Annotated in this window: 21 protein-coding genes; 12 read left to right on the top strand and 9 right to left on the bottom strand. The window is 67.3% G+C overall.

The window, feature by feature from the left end:
- Positions 1 to 23 precede the first annotated feature (23 nt).
- Positions 24 to 977 (bottom strand): succinylglutamate desuccinylase/aspartoacylase domain-containing protein, encoded by a 954-nt coding sequence (locus C1I89_RS04850; protein WP_102771621.1) that lies wholly within the window; start codon positions 975 to 977, stop codon positions 24 to 26.
- Between the two features lie 232 nt (positions 978 to 1,209).
- Between C1I89_RS04850 and C1I89_RS04845 the strand changes: the two genes are divergently transcribed.
- Both C1I89_RS04845 and C1I89_RS04840 read left to right on the top strand, forming a co-directional pair.
- Positions 1,210 to 1,464, top strand: a complete 255-nt coding sequence (locus C1I89_RS04845; protein ID WP_102771620.1) for a hypothetical protein — start codon at positions 1,210 to 1,212, stop codon at positions 1,462 to 1,464.
- 124 nt (positions 1,465 to 1,588) lie between these two features.
- Entirely contained in the window at positions 1,589 to 2,179 is a 591-nt protein-coding gene (locus C1I89_RS04840; RefSeq protein ID WP_102771619.1) for a BPSL1445 family SYLF domain-containing lipoprotein, read from the top strand.
- Positions 2,180 to 2,243: 64 nt separating this feature from the next.
- On the opposite strand, the gene C1I89_RS04835 is transcribed toward C1I89_RS04840, so the two are convergent.
- Positions 2,244 to 2,477: a hypothetical protein gene (locus C1I89_RS04835; RefSeq protein WP_102771618.1), complete on the bottom strand. Its 234-nt coding sequence runs from the start codon at positions 2,475 to 2,477 to the stop codon at positions 2,244 to 2,246.
- Positions 2,478 to 2,597: 120 nt separating this feature from the next.
- Positions 2,598 to 3,068, bottom strand: coding sequence for an Lrp/AsnC family transcriptional regulator (locus C1I89_RS04830; protein WP_102771617.1), 471 nt, complete (start codon positions 3,066 to 3,068; stop codon positions 2,598 to 2,600).
- A gap of 195 nt (positions 3,069 to 3,263) precedes the next feature.
- On the opposite strand from C1I89_RS04830, the gene C1I89_RS04825 reads away from it, so the two are divergent.
- The 5 genes from C1I89_RS04825 to C1I89_RS35570 all read left to right on the top strand — a co-directional run bounded on the left by C1I89_RS04825 (position 3,264) and on the right by C1I89_RS35570 (position 6,413).
- Complete coding sequence (locus C1I89_RS04825) at positions 3,264 to 4,010, top strand: sulfite exporter TauE/SafE family protein (RefSeq protein ID WP_102771616.1); 747 nt, start codon at positions 3,264 to 3,266, stop codon at positions 4,008 to 4,010.
- 39 nt (positions 4,011 to 4,049) lie between these two features.
- Positions 4,050 to 4,274 carry a hypothetical protein gene (locus C1I89_RS04820; protein ID WP_102771615.1) on the top strand — a complete coding sequence of 75 codons (225 nt, stop codon included), beginning with the start codon at positions 4,050 to 4,052 and terminating at the stop codon, positions 4,272 to 4,274.
- 353 nt (positions 4,275 to 4,627) lie between these two features.
- Positions 4,628 to 4,840 (top strand): hypothetical protein, encoded by a 213-nt coding sequence (locus C1I89_RS04815; RefSeq protein ID WP_102771614.1) that lies wholly within the window; start codon positions 4,628 to 4,630, stop codon positions 4,838 to 4,840.
- A gap of 148 nt (positions 4,841 to 4,988) precedes the next feature.
- Complete coding sequence (locus tag C1I89_RS04810) at positions 4,989 to 6,095, top strand: AGE family epimerase/isomerase (protein WP_102771613.1); 1,107 nt, start codon at positions 4,989 to 4,991, stop codon at positions 6,093 to 6,095.
- A 102-nt stretch (positions 6,096 to 6,197) separates the two neighbouring features.
- A complete protein-coding gene (locus C1I89_RS35570) occupies positions 6,198 to 6,413 on the top strand; it encodes a hypothetical protein (protein ID WP_102771612.1) in 216 nt (71 codons plus the stop codon).
- 108 nt (positions 6,414 to 6,521) lie between these two features.
- Here C1I89_RS35570 and C1I89_RS04800 read toward each other — a convergent pair whose 3' ends face one another.
- The gene (locus C1I89_RS04800; protein ID WP_102771611.1) at positions 6,522 to 7,457 is read right to left on the bottom strand and encodes a LysR substrate-binding domain-containing protein; all 936 of its coding nucleotides are present in this window, start codon (positions 7,455 to 7,457) and stop codon (positions 6,522 to 6,524) included.
- A 112-nt stretch (positions 7,458 to 7,569) separates the two neighbouring features.
- Here C1I89_RS04800 and C1I89_RS04795 point away from each other — a divergent pair, with 112 nt between their 5' ends.
- From C1I89_RS04795 to C1I89_RS04785, 3 genes are read left to right on the top strand one after another with little or no spacing between them, the layout of a single operon-like run.
- Positions 7,570 to 8,562: a Bug family tripartite tricarboxylate transporter substrate binding protein gene (locus C1I89_RS04795; protein ID WP_102771610.1), complete on the top strand. Its 993-nt coding sequence runs from the start codon at positions 7,570 to 7,572 to the stop codon at positions 8,560 to 8,562.
- Positions 8,563 to 8,564: 2 nt separating this feature from the next.
- Positions 8,565 to 9,434: an N-formylglutamate amidohydrolase gene (locus tag C1I89_RS04790; RefSeq protein WP_102771609.1), complete on the top strand. Its 870-nt coding sequence runs from the start codon at positions 8,565 to 8,567 to the stop codon at positions 9,432 to 9,434.
- A gap of 60 nt (positions 9,435 to 9,494) precedes the next feature.
- Positions 9,495 to 9,764: a hypothetical protein gene (locus tag C1I89_RS04785; protein ID WP_102771608.1), complete on the top strand. Its 270-nt coding sequence runs from the start codon at positions 9,495 to 9,497 to the stop codon at positions 9,762 to 9,764.
- Positions 9,765 to 9,775: 11 nt separating this feature from the next.
- Here C1I89_RS04785 and C1I89_RS04780 read toward each other — a convergent pair whose 3' ends face one another.
- On the bottom strand, positions 9,776 to 10,618 hold the full coding sequence (locus tag C1I89_RS04780; protein WP_102771868.1) for a LysR family transcriptional regulator: 843 nt from the start codon (positions 10,616 to 10,618) through the stop codon (positions 9,776 to 9,778).
- Positions 10,619 to 10,721: 103 nt separating this feature from the next.
- On the opposite strand from C1I89_RS04780, the gene C1I89_RS04775 reads away from it, so the two are divergent.
- Positions 10,722 to 11,732 (top strand): bile acid:sodium symporter family protein, encoded by a 1,011-nt coding sequence (locus C1I89_RS04775; protein WP_102771607.1) that lies wholly within the window; start codon positions 10,722 to 10,724, stop codon positions 11,730 to 11,732.
- Here C1I89_RS04775 and C1I89_RS04770 read toward each other — a convergent pair.
- Both C1I89_RS04770 and C1I89_RS04765 read right to left on the bottom strand, forming a co-directional pair.
- Positions 11,681 to 12,070 carry a Rieske (2Fe-2S) protein gene (locus C1I89_RS04770; RefSeq protein ID WP_102771606.1) on the bottom strand — a complete coding sequence of 130 codons (390 nt, stop codon included), beginning with the start codon at positions 12,068 to 12,070 and terminating at the stop codon, positions 11,681 to 11,683. The two genes, C1I89_RS04775 and C1I89_RS04770, sit on opposite strands and share 52 nt — an antisense overlap.
- Before the next feature lie 52 nt (positions 12,071 to 12,122).
- Entirely contained in the window at positions 12,123 to 13,916 is a 1,794-nt protein-coding gene (locus C1I89_RS04765) for an ABCB family ABC transporter ATP-binding protein/permease (RefSeq protein WP_181390881.1), read from the bottom strand.
- Between the two features lie 149 nt (positions 13,917 to 14,065).
- Between C1I89_RS04765 and C1I89_RS04760 the strand changes: the two genes are divergently transcribed.
- Positions 14,066 to 14,905 carry an aldo/keto reductase gene (locus tag C1I89_RS04760; RefSeq protein ID WP_102771605.1) on the top strand — a complete coding sequence of 280 codons (840 nt, stop codon included), beginning with the start codon at positions 14,066 to 14,068 and terminating at the stop codon, positions 14,903 to 14,905.
- 4 nt (positions 14,906 to 14,909) lie between these two features.
- On the opposite strand, the gene C1I89_RS04755 is transcribed toward C1I89_RS04760, so the two are convergent.
- Together C1I89_RS04755 and C1I89_RS04750 are read right to left on the bottom strand one after the other, a co-directional pair.
- Complete coding sequence (locus C1I89_RS04755; protein ID WP_102771604.1) at positions 14,910 to 15,092, bottom strand: hypothetical protein; 183 nt, start codon at positions 15,090 to 15,092, stop codon at positions 14,910 to 14,912.
- On the bottom strand, positions 15,089 to 16,264 hold the full coding sequence (locus C1I89_RS04750) for a PepSY-associated TM helix domain-containing protein (RefSeq protein ID WP_102771866.1): 1,176 nt from the start codon (positions 16,262 to 16,264) through the stop codon (positions 15,089 to 15,091). The genes C1I89_RS04755 and C1I89_RS04750 overlap by 4 nt, the downstream gene beginning before the upstream one ends.
- Between the last annotated feature and the right edge of the window lie 127 nt (positions 16,265 to 16,391).

The raw sequence follows: 16,391 nt of genomic DNA, 5'->3' as shown, positions 1-16,391 counted from the left end.
TCCGCGGCCCGGCGCGGGCCGGGTCATGCCGCCACGGTCAGGTACACGGCTTCGCGGCCGACGATGGGCATGCGCGTGGGCATGAAGATGGTGCAGGCGTCGCATGGCGAGCGGATTTCCTCGGCGCCGTTGACGGCGATCAGCTCGCCCTTGTCGAAGGTCTCGAAGCCGATGACCGGCCGCGTGAAGCGGAAGTCCGGCGACTTGACCATGTGGACTTCGAGCAGCCGGTAGCGCCGCGGCGCCGGCGGCGGCGCCGCGTCGGCGGGCGCGTCGATCAGGCCCAGGTGGGCCAGGAAGCGCAGCGAGACCTCGGTGGCCAGCGTGGCGGCGGACTGGGCGAAGTGCTGGCCGCATTCCACCACCAGCGAGCCGCCGCTGTCGGAGTCCAGTTCGCCGTGGCGGCCATAGCTCATGACGCCGGTGCCGGGGAATATGCCCGGCGGCATGACCAGATGGATTTCGGGCGCGCCGACGGCGCTGGCCAGCGCGGTGTTGCGCGGCATTTCGGTGTAGACCCAGAAGGGCTGGACCGGGGCGCGCGTGGAATGGATGTCGAGCACGTAGTCGGCGGCGTCCAGCACGGGCCGCAGTTCGCGCGCGCGGCGCAGTTCGGGGCTGTCCTCGGCGCCGTCGAGCATGTCGGCCGACCAGATGCGGTTGAGGTTGTGCACCAGCTGGCGGTTTTCGTAGGGCTGCTCGATATCGAAGGCCTCGTAGGCTTCGACGTGGGCGAAGCTGACCGTGAGCGTGCCGATCTTGGGCCGTACGCCGCTGTCGAGCAGGTGGGTGGCGGCCACCATGCCGCAGATTTCGTTGCCGTGGGTGATGGCGTTGATCAGCGCGTGCGGGCCGGGGCGGCCCGATTCGAAACGGTGGACGTAAGGGATGCCGACATTACCGTCGCGGTAGGCGGAGAGATCGCGCGGCAGGACTTCCAGCGGCGCGGTGTCGGGTTCGAAAGCGGGATGGTTCATGGGGGCTCTTGTGGCTGCGGGTTTCGGCGTATTTTGCAGTACGCACTGCAGAAGTGAAATACAAGATGCAATGCACACTCGAACAGACGCGGTTTCGGCGGGTTTTCCGGCGCATGCAAGATGCGTTCGCACTAGGTCTTCTAGTGCTTCATAACCCCTTGAAAACATTGCTTTTCAAGCCGATTTATTTTTGGCATATTGCGCCCCGGTAAAGACACTTTCGGAGGATGGCATGGGCGCGTGGCCACAGCGTCATATCGATGGCTTTCAGGTGGAATGCCAGGTCGTCAGATTGGGCGACGGCGTGCTGGCGATCGAGGTGGCGGTGAGCCGGGCCGAAGGCGAGGATGCGCCGCGGCGCTGGTCGCTGCCGCGTTTCGTGACCTTCGCCGACGCCGGGCTCGCGCGGCGTCACGCCGAGCTGGTGCTGTCGGGCATCGTGTCGGTGGATGAGGCCACCGGCGAGCCGCGCTACGGAATTTTGTAGCGGCGCGTGTCGCCGGACGTTGGAGTCGGGCAGGTTTTGTTGCGTTTGGCACAATCATGTGCCTTGCGCTGGCCGATTTGCCCGGTACATTGATAGAACAGGTGACAACAACAAGGAGAGTTCCATGCTTGATACTTTTCCTGTCCTGCGCCGCGCGAGCGTGGCCGTGGCGATCGGCGCGGCCGGACTGCTGTTTGCCGGTTGCACGACCACCAGCCCCAAGTCCTCGGCCTCGGCGACCGAGCAGCGCCAGTCGCTCAATAGCGCGGCCGATGCGACGCTGGGCAAGCTTTATCAGGCGTCGCCCCAGTCCAAGGATCTGGTCGCGCGCGCCAAAGGCGTGCTGATCTTTCCCGACGTGTTGAGCGGCAGCTTCATCGTCGGCGCCGAACACGGCAAGGGCGTGCTGCGGGTCGGCGGCGCGCCGGCCGGCTACTACAGCACGACGGCGGGCTCCATCGGCTTCCAGGCGGGCGCGCAGTCCAAGGCCATGGTGCTGCTGTTCATGACCGACGAGGCGCTCAACAAATTCCGTAACAGCAGCGGCTGGACCGTGGGGGCCGACGCCACCGTGGCCGTCGTCAACATCGGCGCCAACGGACGCATCGACACCAATACGGCGCAGCAGCCCATTGTCGGTTTCGTGATGAACAATGGCGGGCTGATGGCGGGCGTGTCGCTGGCCGGCACCAAGATCTCGAAGCTGAATCTTTGAACGCAGCGCCGGCAATGCAGAACGCCGCGGAGGTTTTCCGCGGCGTTCTTTTTTGGGCGTCGGTTCAGCCGTTCAACGTATCTCCAGTGCCGCGCACGGCGTTTTCGCGCTGCATTTCGGCGGCTTCTATGCCGGGGTCCAGGCCGCGCCAGCGCTTGATCCGCCCGCGGTCCTGGGCGGGTTCCCAGCCCAGCAGGCCGTAGCGCGTGATTTCGGTTTCTCCGGTGTCGAATTCGACTTCGTAGTAGCCCTGACGATCGGGTAGCGTGCCGCCGGGGAACCAGTCGGTTTCAGGCATGGTCTGCTCCTTGCTAGACGATGGCAGGGTTGCGCGCGCCGGACGGCCCGCGCGGCGTTTTTTTTGGACCATTTTGGTCTGGGGCCGGCGATCCCGCAAGCATCGCGGGCGCCGTCTGTTTCAGGACAGCGGCACGGCGGTGGTGTAGAGCACCTGTTTGAGCGCGAAGCTGGAGCGGATGCTGGCCACGCCGGGAATGCGGGTGATGTGTTCGACGATGAGCCGTTCGAGCGCGTCGACGTCGGGCACCAGCGCGCGGATCAGGTAGTCGGCGTCGCCCGACATCAGATAGCACTCCATGATTTCCGGCAGCACGGCGATTTCGCGTTCGAATACGTCCAGCGCGGCCTTGCGCTGCTTGTCCAGCGAGATCTGGATGAAGACGTTGACCTTCAGGCCCAGCTTGCGCGCGTTCAGCAGCGTGACGCGGCGGTCGATCAGGCCTTCGGCTTCGAGCCGCCGGACCCGGGCCAGGCAGGGCGAGGCCGACAGGTTGACGCGGGCCGCCAGCTCGACGTTGGTCAGGCGCGCGTCGCGCTGCAGTTCGTTCAGGATACGGATGTCAGTGGCATCCAGGTTGATTTCCAGCATAAGTGGCTCAGGTAATGTCGATAAACGATTCGAATATGCTGAGTATACCGCGTACTGGAGTGAATGTAGACGAATTGTCCTGGGGTTTTCCCTGGCACCGTTGCTTTATCCGCCCGTCCGGCCGAATCCCGGACGGAACGCTCTAGAATGGCGTGCGCCGGGAGGGCCCGGCTTGCATGCGGACGTACGCGGGATATGGATTCCTTATATGTGGTGGTCGCGGCCGGCGCCATGACCGCCGGTTTCGTGCAGGGGCTTTCCGGTTTCGGATTCGGCATGGTGGCCATGTCGTTCTGGGCGTGGGCGGTGGACCCCAAGCTGGCCGCGGCGATGGCGGTGTTCGGCGCGCTGACCGGGCAGCTGCTGGCCGCCTTCACCGTCAGGCGCGGGTTCGCGCTGGGCCGGCTGCTGCCGTTCATCGCGGGCGGACTCGTCGGCATTCCGCTGGGCGTCAGGCTGCTGCCGCACCTGGACCCGCTGCTGTTCAAGGCGTTCATCGGCGGGCTGCTGGCGATCTGGTGTCCGATCATGCTGTTCGCCGCAAGGCTGCCGCGCATCGCCGTGGGCGGCAGGCTGGCCGACGCGGCGGTGGGCGCGGTGGGCGGCATCATGGGCGGCATCGGCGGCTTTACCGGCGTGATCCCGACGCTGTGGTGCACCTTGCGCGGCTTCGATCGCGACGTGCAGCGCGCGGTGATCCAGAACTTCAATCTGTCCATGCTGATCGTGACGATGGCGAGCTATGTGTTCACCGGCCTGGTCACGCGCGAGATGCTGCCGCTGTTCGCCGTGATCGTGCCGGCCATGCTGGTGCCCACGCTGTGGGGCACGCGGGTCTACGTGGGCATCAGCGACCTGGCGTTTCGCCGCGTCGTGCTGGGCCTGCTGACCATCTCGGGCCTGGCCTTGCTGGCCTCGTCGCTGCCCGGGCTGCTGGCCTAGCGGCGTGCTATCGTTAGAAGGTTCTATAGAGGTTCACGCATGGCATTGCATCGTTTCGAGAAAGGCGAACTGGGTCATTGGTTGCGCGTCGTCGCCGATAACGGCGAACCGGGCGCCGAGCAGACCGAGGTGCCGGAACACGTCGCGAAGGCGTTGGAAACGCTGCGTTGCATCCAGGCCGGCGCCGACGGCCAATGGCGCATCACCGACAAGGGCAGGCTGGCCCTGCGCATGGAAGAGCCGGGCGCCATTCATCTCAGATAGCCCGCGCAAACTCGCACCACACACATTGCGGCCGTGATCCGGCGCGTTCCGCAGGTTTTGCGGCGCGCCCGACGCGTTTTGTTGCGTCCTGATCGTTTGGTGACCTCCGTTGCCGCACATTTTGCGAACATTTGCGCAGTATTTCGCGGATTCGCGAGCATTGGCGACAGATGCGGGAATTTACCAAGCAAAAATGCTCGATTTGGTCGCTTTTTGGCGTATCGCTGGGACCCCGGCGCCAGTAAGATGAACTTGCGTGACGTTTGCGGGTCTATTCATTAGCGCGGGACTCGCTGCTCCCGCCAACGTCACGCGTGGTTCACGCGTTTAGGTAACCGACTGGGAGGTAGCACATGCAGCATCGTGACCAGGAAGTACTGATCGACGTTTCCACGGCGGCCATGGATACCGGCGGATATGGCGTTTTGCTGACGGTAACGGCCGAGGGCGGCACCGAAGTCGATGCCGCGTTTTCCCATCTGGGTAATTGCGCTTCGCTGGATGAAGCGCGTAACCGCGCGGAGATATTCGCGCAGAATTGGGTAGAGGAAAATATCTTCCGATAGGGCTTTACGCCCTGGACGGAGTTGATCGGTAGCACCGGTCTGTGCGTGCATGAGGCTGCGGAGATTGCTCAACGGTTTGCGGCGAAAATTTCGGTTATCGTTGCTGCTCCAAAAACTGGAGCCCCGACCGGGCAGGCGCCGTTCCAAGATGACTGCCGCACAGACCGATTCCAATCTCGCGGCGCACGTGCGCGCACTGCGCGAGCATTTCGATTCCATCATCCTGCCCATGTGGATGGGGCGGGGTTTCAATACCGCATTGGGCCTGCCGTACGAATCGCTGGATTCGGCTGGCGGCGCCGCGTTGCCGGCGACGCGTTATCGGGCCATGGCCTGCGCGCGCCAGCTTTATGTTTTCTCGGAGGCGCCGGGCGAGGCGGCCGGGCGGCACGCCGATATTCTGTTCGAGTCGCTGCGCCGCGTATTCCGCGACGAGGAGCATGGCGGCTGGCGTTATAGCGTGGACGCGCAGGCGCGCCCGCTCGACGCCACGCAGGATCTCTATACCCACGCGTTCATCGTGCTGGCTTGCGCGGCGTATTTCCGCCGCAGCCGCAATGGCGAGGCGCGCAAGCTCATGCTGGCCACGGCCGCGACCATCGAGGCGCGCTTCAAGACCGCCGATTCGCTCTATCACGCCGCGCTGAGCCCGGACCTGGGCCAGCCGCTGCGCGCGCCGGCGCAGAATCCCATGATGCATCTGACCGAGGCCTATCTGGCGGCCGCGCAGGTCGCGGAGCCGGCGCGGTTCGCCCAGCATCTGCGCAGCCTGGCGCAGGGCATCAGCCATCGCTTCGTGCACGCGCCGTCGCAGTGCATCTCGGAGGAGCGGCAGGGCACGGCCGGCAACCGGCTGGAGCCGGGGCACCAGTTCGAGTGGCTGTCGCTGGTGCATGGCTCGGCGGCGGTGTTCGAAGGCCTGGACCTGGCCGAATCGCTGCCGCGCGCGGTGCAATGGGCGCGCCGCCGCGGCGTGGACCAGGCGGGCGTGGTGGCGGCGCTGGACGAATCCGGCGCGGTCATCGACGACACGCGCCGGATCTGGGCGCAGACCGAATACCTGCGGGTGCTGGCGGTGCAGGGCGATCTGCCGGCGCTGGCCGCGGGCCTGGAGGTTTTCCGCAAGCGGTTTCTGCATGCCGGCGGCTGGTATGAATGCCTGAATGCGGACGGAGTTGTTACACGTCCGGACATGCCTTCGACGTCGCCCTATCACCTGGCGACCTGCCTGGCGGCGATGCCCGGCGTTGTTTAATTGTGGCGTTAACAATTTTTTGTGGCGATAGGGCCCGATTTAATAGAAAAGCATTGGTGAAATCCCTTACAATTTGGAAACACTGTTTGTGGGGAAGCATCAATGAGCGTTATGTGCTTGGCTTGCCAACGCATTAACCCGGGCCTTGCTGGCGTTGCGCCGCATGCTCAACTCGGACACCAGGGATTTACCAACCCGACGCAGAAAGGCCGCGAGGAAAGCCGCGAGGATCACTTCCGTTGCCTGAACTGCGGCGCCAAATGGCTGCGTGAAACCGATAAGTGGGGCGTGGACCTGGGATTCAAGCTCGCGCCTTGAGCGTTGCGCCGCGCGGTTGAGCCGGGCTCCGTAAGGAGCCCGTTTTGTTTTCTTTTGAAGCATTTTCCGGCCCTGCCGCGAAATGAAGTGTTTCGCGTACCTGGGCCTTCAGGCGACGTTGCCGGCGGCCAGCACGTCGGGGTCGCGGCCGGCGGTCTCCAGCAGCCATTGCCGGAAACAGGCCAGCGCGTAGTGGTCGCGGCGCTGTGCCGGCGCGCACAGATGGTAGCCGCGGGCGATGCGTATCGGCAGTTCGGGGAAGGGCGCCGCCACCGTTCCGGCAAGCAGGTCGTCGCGCACCAGGCAGCGCTGCAGCACGGCGATGCCCATGTCGGCCATCACCGCCCGCACCAGGATGGAGACCTGGTCGAAACCATTGGACAGCTTGACCGAGCCGCGCGGCACGCCGGCGGCGGCGAACCATTGCGCCCAGTTTTCGACGCCGTTGGTGTGATACAGCAGGGCTTCGCCGAGCAGGCCGGCGGGCGTGCTCCACAGCCCTTGCGCGCGGCGCGCGGCCAGCCGGGCAGGGTGGCAGATCACGACCATTTCGCGGCCGATGACGTAGTCGGCCTGCCAGCCGGGCCATTGCTCGGGCGTGCCGGAAAGAATGCTGGCGTCGGGCGTGGCGCCCGAAAAATCCTCGTTGCGCCGGTAGGCCGCGAAGCCGAGCTGGATTTCGGGGTGGCGCTGGTGGAAATCGGGCAGGCGCGGCACCAGCCAGGCGCTGGCCAGCGTGGGCACGGACGACAGGGTCAGGCGCAGGCGGCGGTCGTCGGCGCGCAGTTCGGCGCTGAGCGCCTCGATCGCCTGCAGGGGCGCATGCGCGCCGTCATAGAGCCGGCGGCCGGTTTCGGTGAGGGTCAGACCGTGGGCGTTGCGGTGCATCAGGGGCTGGCCGAAATGCGCCTCCAGGCGGGCGATGGCGCGGCTGACCGCGCCCTGAGTGACGCACAAGGTTTCGGCCGCCTGCGTGAAGCTGCCCAGGCGCGCGGCCGTCATGAACGCATGCAGTTCGGACATGGAGGGCGACTGCAAGCGCATCTAGCATGACCATTGGTAATGAAAGAGTGCAATATAGTCGTTTGAAAGGGGACCGTAAAGTTCGGACACTGGCGGCCTTGTCGATAGACCTTCCATTTTCGGAGCCATCCCCATGTCCCGCCGTTCTTTCGGCCGGTCCGCGCGCTTCGCGCTCGCCGGCTTGTTCGCCTCCCTGTCCTTCGCCGGCGCTGCGGCCCAGGCCGCCGACTATCCCTCCCGTCCGATCAAGCTGGTGGTGCCGTTCGCCGCCGGCGGCTCGACCGACATCGTGGCCCGCCTGATCGCCGAGTACGCCGGCCGCGACCTGAAGCAGACCATCGTGGTCGAGAACAAGGCCGGCGCCGGCGGTTCGCTGGGCATGGAGCAGGTGGCGCGCGCCACGCCGGACGGCTACACCCTCGGCATGGCCACGATGAGCACGCACGGCTCGAATCCGGCCGTGTTCCGCAAGATGAACTACGACCCGGTCAAGGACTTCGTGCCGGTGGCCAACGTGGTGGCCGTGCCCAGCATTTTCGCGATCAACCCCAATATCCCGGCCAAGAACATGGCCGAGTTCGTGAAGCTGGCCAAGGCCGAGCCGGAGCGCTACAGCTTCGCCTCGCCGGGCGTGGGTTCGCTGGGCCACGTGAACATCGAGAACTTCATGATGCTGTCGGGCATCAAGCTGCTGCACGTGCCGTACCGCGGCGCGGGCCCGGCCCTGAACGACGTGATGGGCGGCCAGGTCGACGCGATCACCGACAACCTGTCCTCGACCCTGCCGCAGGTGCAGGGCGGCAAGCTGCGCGCGCTGGCCGTGCTGGGCATGGAGCGCTCGCCGCTGCTGCCGGAGGTGCCCACCTATATCGAGCTGGGCTACCCCGACATGGGCACGGGCGGCTGGTTCGGCCTGGTGGCGCCGGCCGGCACGCCGCAAGCCGTGGTGGACCGCCTGAACCAGGCCGTGCGCACGGCCCAGCAGGATCCGGAGTTCCGCAAGAAGGCCGAGGAAGTCGGTGGTACGCTGATGCCCACCACGCCGCAGGAATTCCAGGCGCAGATCGAACAGGCCCTGGCCCGCTACGCCAAAGTGGCCAAGACCGCCAACATCCAGGCTGACTGACCATGACACACGCCGACTTCGACGCAGTTTCCGTGCACGAGCCCACGGCGCCGGCCCTGCCGCTGGTTTGCGATTCGCCGCATAGCGGCGAGCGCTATCCGGCGGATTTCGGGGCGGCGGCCAGCCTGGCCCAACTGCGCCAGGGCGAGGACACGCACGTCGACGCGTTGTGGTCGGCGGCGCCCGCCCTGGGCGCGACGCTGATCGCCGCGAACTTCCCGCGCGTCTATATCGACCCCAACCGCACGCTGCGCGACCTGGACCCGGAGCTGCTGGCCGAGCCCTGGCCCGAGCCGCTGGAGCCGGGCGAAAAGACCCGCCTGGGCAAGGGCCTGATCTGGCGCCGGATGGACAAGGCCACGCCGATCTACGACCGCCGGCTGACGCTGGCCGAAGTGCGCCACCGCATCCAGGCGTATTACCAGCCTTACCATGCGGCCCTGTCCGAGGCCATCCAGCGCACCGTCCAGCGCTTCGGCGCGGTGTGGCACCTCAATCTGCATTCCATGCCCAACGACGCCTACGAGCGCCTGGGCCGCAAGAGCGAACACCCGCTGGCCGACTTCGTGCTGGGCGACCGCGACGGCACGACCTGCGAGCCGGAATTCATCGCCCTGATCGAAACGGCGCTGCGCGACAAGGGCTACACGGTGGCGCGCAACGACCCCTACAAGGGCGTGCAGCTGATCGCGCAGATCGGCCAGCCGGAACTGAACCGCCACAGCCTGCAGGTGGAGATCCGCCGCCCGCTGTACATGGACGAAGCCACGCGCGAACGCAATGCGGGCTTCGCCAGACTGCAGGCCGACCTGTCGGACGTGCTGGCCCAGGTGGCGGCCTACGTGCGCACGCGCCAGGCCGCGGCGGCTTAAGTTTGGCGGCGGCGGGCCGTAGCCTGAACAGGGGCCGCGCCGCGGCCATACGGAGCCGCCATGGCTGAGAAGATCATCAACGGTTACTCGGTGGTCGCGTATGCGACCCAGCCCGAGGGCCGCACGCCGCCGCGCGCCTTTCTGGAAACGCGGCGGCTGGACCGCGCGCAGGACGGCGACGAGGACGCCGAGCCGGAGAACCTGGCGTTCGAAATCTACGCCAGCCGGCGTTTCCGCAGCACGGTGGAAGCCATGTCGGCCGCGCGCAACGCGCTGGACCGGGTGGCGCACGTGGACGCCGACGGCGTGCCCGACCACCTGCCCGGATAATCTGCGGCGCCTCAGGTCAGCGTGCTGCGCATCAGGATGTCGGTCAGGGCGCGCGTGGGCCGGTTGGGCGCGGGCGCCGAAATCACGATGAATTCCACTTGGGGCAGCGCAGGCAATTGCGCCGCCGCCGCGGGCGCGGCCAGTCCGGCGGTGGCCAGGTGCGAGGGCTGCACGGTAATGCCCAGGCCCGCCCGCGCGGCCGCCTGGCAGCCGGCGTAGCTGGTGCTGGTGCACACGATCTGCCAACTGCGCCCGGCGCGCGCCAGCGCGTCCAGCGCCAGCCCGCGCGTGACGCTGGGCTCGCGCAGCAGGATCAGCGGCAGCGGCTGGTCGGCCGCGAAGCGCAGGCCCTCGCGCGCCTGCCACAGCAGCGCTTCCTTGTGCAGGGTCTGGCCGCGGCGGTCGCCGCGGCGGCGCTTGCCTATCATGACGTCCAGCCCGTTGTCGTCCAGCAGCTTGTAGAGCTCGCTGGTGACGCCTATGGTCAGGTCCAGTTCGACCTCGGGGTGGGCCAGGCGGAAGGCGGCCAGCACGTCGGGCAGCGGGCCCATGGCCAGGTCGTCCGAGGTGCCCAGGCGCACGCGGCCGCGCAGGCGCGGCGCGTCGAACAGGCGTTCGGCGCGCTCGTGCGCGTCGAGGATGATCTCGGCATGCACCAGCAGGCTGCGGCCGTCGCTGGTGAGCGCGAGCGAGTGCGTGTCGCGCAGGAACAGGCGGCGCTTGAGCGCCAGCTCCAGCTGGCGGATGTGCTCGCTCACGGTGGGCTGGGCCAGGCCCAGCCGGCGCGCCGCTTCGGAGAAGCTGGGGGCGGCGGCCGCGGCGACGAAGGTGTTGAGCCACAGGGGGTTGAGCATGGCGGTCATAGGAATTACCGATAGCAGCTACAGTACCTAGCGGGCTTCACGATGACAAGAGGCGCGCCTATAGTGGGCTCCGATCATCACGGAATTCCCTGCCATGCGCCGCTTTCTTCCCGATTCGTTCACGCTCATCCTGATCGCCACCGTGGTCCTGGCCAGCGTATTCCCGGCCACGGGCCGGGGCGCGTCCTTCATGCTGGTGGCCAGCAACGTGGCGATCGCGCTGCTGTTCTTCCTGCATGGCGCGCGCCTGTCGACGCAGGCCATCGTGGCGGGCGTGAAGGACCTGCGGCTGCACGCGCTGATCCTGGCCTGCACCTTCCTGCTGTTTCCGGCGCTGGGGCTGGCCCTGCGCGCGCTGTTTCCCGGCCTGCTGACGCCGTCGCTCTGGTTGGGCGTGCTGTTCGTGTGCACGCTGTCCTCGACCGTGCAGTCTTCGATCGCGCTGACTTCGATGGCGCGCGGCAATATCCCGGGCGCGATCTGCGCGGCCACGGCGTCGAACCTGCTGGGCACCGTGCTGACGCCGCTGCTGGTGGCGCTGCTGCTGCACCGCCAGGGCGGGGGCCACGGCCTGGCCGACGCCGGCCGCATCCTGCTGCAGCTGCTGGCGCCGTTCGCGGCCGGCAGCCTGCTGCGGCCCTGGATAGGCGCGTGGGCGCAGCGCAACAACAGCAAGCTGGCCAAGGTGGACCGCAGTTCGATCCTGCTGGCGGTCTACACAGCGTTCAGCGAGGCCGTGGCGCAGGGCATCTGGCATACGTTTCCCGCCATCGACATGGCGGCGATGGTGCTGGTCAACGCCGTGCTGCTCGGTTCGGTGCTGCTGATCACGACCTGGGGCGCGCGCAGGCTGGGGCTGTCCAAGGAGAACGAGATCACCCTGGTGTTCTGCGGTTCCAAGAAATCGCTGGCCTCGGGCATTCCGCTGGCCACGGTGCTGTTCGGCACGGCGCAGATGGGCGTGGTGGTGCTGCCGCTGATGATCTTCCACCAGATGCAGCTGATGGTCTGCGCGGTGCTGGCGCGCCGCTATGCCGAACGGCCGCAAGCGCCTCAGGCGGAGGCGTCGTCCAGCGGCCGGATCTTGCCGGCGGGACGCCAGTAGACGGCGCCGTCGCGTTCCTCGACCGACAGCGCGGTCAGGCGGCCGTTTTTACAGGGGCCGCCCACGCACAGGCCGGTGTCGGGCTGGTAGGTCGCGCCGTGGCGCGCGCACATCAGCAGGTCGCCGGCGCGGGTGAAGAAGCTGCCCTCCCAGTCCAGCTCCACGCCCACGTGGGCGCAGCGGTTCAGGTAGCCATGCACGCGGTCCTGGTAGCGCACGAAGAACGCGGTGGTGCGTCCGGCGCCGTCGGAGACGGGGACTTTCACGCCCAGGCCGCCGTTGACGAGGTCGGCGGCGGCGCAGACGCGGATGGCGGGGGCGGCGGTGGAGTCCTGCATGGCGGGGCCTGGCGATCAAAGGGTGCGATAGTCGGGCAAGCGGCCGGGCTTGTCAATCGGCGCGGCCTTCCTGCTGGCGGGCCCACATGCCGGCGTAGACGCCGCCCTGCGCCAGCAGCGCCGGATGGCGGCCGCGCTCGACGATGCGGCCGTCGGCCAGCACGATGATCTCGTCGGCGTCGGCCACGGTGGACAGGCGGTGGGCGATGATCAGGGTGCTGCGGCCCTGGCTGACTTCGCGCAGATTGGCCTGGATCTCGCGTTCCGTGTGGGTGTCGAGCGCGCTGGTGGCCTCGTCGAACAGGAAGATGGCGGGGTTCTTCAGCAGGGTGCGGGCGATGGCCACGCGCTGCTTTTCGCCGCCCGACAGCTTCAGGCCGCGTTCGCCGACCAGGGTGCCGTAGCCGTCGGGCATGGCCATGATCAGGTCGTGGATGTGCGCCAGGCGCGCGGCCGCCTCGATCTCGGCGTCGCTGGCGCCCGGGCGGCCGTAGCCGATGTTGTAGCGGATGGTGTCGTTGAACAGCACGGTGTCCTGCGGCACCACGCCGATGGCCGCGCGCAGGCTGGCCTGGGTCACCTCGCGCACGTCCTGGCCGTCGACCAGGATCGCGCCGCCGTCGGCGTCGTAGAAGCGGAACAGCAGGCGCGCGATGGTGGATTTGCCCGCGCCCGAGGTGCCGACGACGGCCACCGTCTTGCCGGCGGAAATGGTGAAGCTCACGCCCTTGAGGATGGGCCTGCGCGCGTCGTAGCCGAAGCGCACGTCGCGCAGTTCGACTTCGCCGCCGGTCACGCGCAGCGGCCGGGCGCCGGGACGGTCGGCGATTTCGCGGTCCTGCCCCAGCAGCTCGAACATGCGTTCCATGTCCACGATCGCCTGCTTGATCTCGCGGTAGATGAAGCCGAAGAAGCTGAGCGGCGAATACAGCTGCAGCAGGTAGGTGTTGACCAGCACGAAATCGCCCAGCGTGTAGCGGCCGTCGGCGATGCCGCTGGCGGCCATCCACATCACCAGTGTCAGGCCGGCCGAGATGATGGCGGCCTGGCCGATGTTGAGGATGGACAGGCTGACCTGGCTGCGCACGGCGGCGCGTTCGTAGCGCGTGAGCGAGGCGTCGTAGCGGCGGGCTTCGTGCTCCTCGTTGCCGAAGTACTTGACCGTTTCGTAGTTCAGCAGGCTTTCGATGGCCTTGGTGTTGGCCTCCGAATCGGTTTCGTTCATCTGGCGGCGGAACTTGGTGCGCCACTCGGTCACGGCCAGCGTGTAGCCGATATACAGCAGGACGGTGGCGCCGGTGGCCAGCGCCAGCCAGGCGTCGAACATCTTCCACAGCACGATACAGACCAGCCCGATTTCGAAGAAGGTCGGCAGGATGTTGAAGAGCAGGAACGACAGCAGCGTCTGGATGCCTTTGGTGCCGCGCTCGATGGCGCGGTTCAGGCCGCCGGTCTGGCGCGCCAGGTGAAAGCGCAGCGCCAATGCGTGCAGATGCTGGAAGATCCGCAGCCCCACCGCGTGGATGGCGTGCTGGCCGACGCGCGCGAATATGGCGTCGCGCAGTTCGGAGAACAGCAGCGACAGCACGCGCGCCGAGCCGTAGGCCAGGATCAGCCCCACCGGCACCGCCACCGTGCCCGGCGCGCCCTGGCCCAGCTGGTCGACCGCCTGCTTGTACAGCAGCGGCACGTAGACGGTGGCCGCCTTGGCGGCGAACAGGCACAGCAGGGCCGCCACCACGCGGGCCTTCAGGCCAGGCTGGCCGGGCGGCCACAGGTAGGGAAACAGCGTGCGCAATGTGTGCAGATTGCCGCGGCGCGCGGGCCGCGTGTCGGGAGCGGGCATGGAGGGAGCAGGGTGGTGAGCAGGGCCGGCCGCGCTCGCGGCGCGCCGGGACACCGGCATTATCGGGCACCCGCGGCCATCCCGCCCGGCAGGGGCTTGCCGGCCCTGGGGGTATCATCGAGAGTCGATTGCTAGTTACGGAGGGTTTTATGGCGAACGTACCCGTAGTGGAATTGAACGGCGGCGGCAGGATTCCGCAGCTGGGCCTGGGCGTCTGGCAGGTGCCGGACGGGCAGGCCGCCGACAGCGTCAAGACGGCGCTGGCGGCGGGCTACCGCCTGGTGGACACCGCGGCGATCTACGGCAATGAGGCCGGCGTGGGCGCGGGCCTGCGCGCCGCGGGCGTGGCCCGCAAGGATCTGTTCATCACCACCAAACTCTGGAACGACCGGCATGGATACGACGACGCCCGCAAGGCCATGGACGAAAGCCTGCAGAAGCTGGGCCTGGCCTATGTGGACCTGTACCTGATCCATTGGCCGGTGGCCGGCAGCGACAAATACCTGGAAGCCTGGCGCGCCATGATCGAGATGCAGCGCGACGGACTGGCGCGCGCGATCGGCGTTTCCAATTTCACCCAGGCCAACCTGCAGCGGCTGATGGATGACTCCGGCGTCGCGCCCGCGGTGAATCAGATCGAACTGCATCCCGGCTTCGCCCAGCGCGCGCTGCGCGAGTTCCATGCCCGGCACGGCATCGCGACGCAGTCGTGGAGTCCGCTGTCCCAGGGCGGCGTGGCCAAGGAAAAGGCCATCGTGGACCTGGCGCGCAAATACGGCAAATCCCCCGCGCAGGTGACGCTGCGCTGGCATTTGCAGCACGGCCTGCTGGTGATCCCGAAGTCGGTCACGCCGGCGCGCATCCGGGAGAACATCGACGTGTTCGATTTCGAGCTGTCGGCGGCCGACATGGCCGCCATCGACGCGATCCCCGACGGCGAGCGCCTGGGGCCGGACCCGGAAACGTTCGCGTGGACGGGCGGGTCGTAGGCCGTTACGTCGCCGGAAACGCCCAATAGCGCACGATCACCGCCAGCAGGATGGACAGGGCGACCCAGGAAGCCCAGTGCCAGCCGCCGGTGCCCAGCAGCGCGGCGAGCAGGCCGAATACGCTGAGCAGGCCCAGGACGATGGGCGCGCCCCAGACGAACATGAAACCGCGGGTCGTCTTGGTCATGCGGGATTCCGTTGAGGTTGGGCGGCCGCCTGGTGCTTGCGCACGAGTTCGGCGATGCGGGCTTCGGTGGCGCGGCGGCGCGCCAGCCAGAGGTAGAGGCCGCTGGCCAGTACGATGATGGTGATGACGTCCAGCAGCGCCCAGATGATCTTCAGCGGCAGGCCGGCGTAGTCGCCGAAGTGCAGCGGGCGCGACAGCTCCAGCGCGGTCAGGTACCAGGGCATGCGGGCCACGGTGGTGAGCTCGCCGCTGCGGCCGTCGACCAGCACCGGCGTGTTCAGGCGCGAGGTCAGCGGCGTGTCGCCGCGCATCCAGACGATGTAGTGGTGCGGGCTGCCGAAGGCGTTGCCGGGGAAGGCGATGAAACCGGCGACGGTGCCCGGCACGGCCTTGAGCGCGGTGTCGGCGGCGCCCTGGACCGAGGCCAGCTCGGTGGGCACGCCCGCGCCCTTGTAGGGCTCCAGGATGCGCGGCAATTCGGTGGACTGCCATAGCCGGAAGAGCGGCGTGGACAGTTCGTTGATCACGCCCGTCACGCCCACCACGAAGGCCCAGACCAGCGTCACGATGCCGAGCAGGTTGTGCAGGTCCAGCCACTTCAGGCGGGTGGAGCGGGCGGCGCGGACCGTGCCGAACTCCAGCTTTTTCATGAAGGGGCCGTAGAGCACCACGCCGGAGACGATGGCCACGCAGAAAAGCAGGCCCATGAAACCCAGGAACAGTTCGCCGGCCAGCCCCGCGAACAGGTCCACGTGCAGGGCCAGCATGATGTTCATGAAGGTGAAGCGATCGTCCACGTACGGCGGGCCGTCCAGCAGCACGTCGCCGGTGCGCCCGTCCATGCGCACGGCATGGCCCGACACCAGGGCGTCGCCGGGCTTCTTGGCCATGCCGACGTAGACCTGGGGTTCGTCGGGGTCGACGTAGACGTAGTCCACGACTTCGCCCGGGTACATGGCGCGGGCGGCGCCGACCAGCTTGTCCAGGCTGGCCGGCGGGGTGGAGGCCGGCACGTCCGACAGCGGCTTGGCGTCGTCCAGCCAGTGCTCGATCTCGTGATGGAACACCAGCGGCAGGCCGGTCAGGCAGATGATGAGCAGGAAGATCGTGCAGACCAGGCTGGTCCACTTATGGACCAGATACCAGGTTTTGATGGTGGACGCGGCTGTCATGGTGTGAGGCGCGGGCAGCGCAGTCAAAGCGGTGCGGGAGCGGTTTCCGGAGGGCGGATTAAGCCCTGGGTAAGAAACATGCAAAGTTATCACGAATAAGACTGATTCGCGTCATCTATTTTTTCAG

This window comes from Achromobacter pulmonis (genome assembly GCF_002885955.2).
GTDB classification, from domain to species: Bacteria; Pseudomonadota; Gammaproteobacteria; order Burkholderiales; family Burkholderiaceae_B; genus Achromobacter; species Achromobacter pulmonis_A.
The sequence above is the reverse complement of the archived record's forward strand: the minus strand, read 5'-3'. Positions and strand labels throughout refer to the sequence as shown.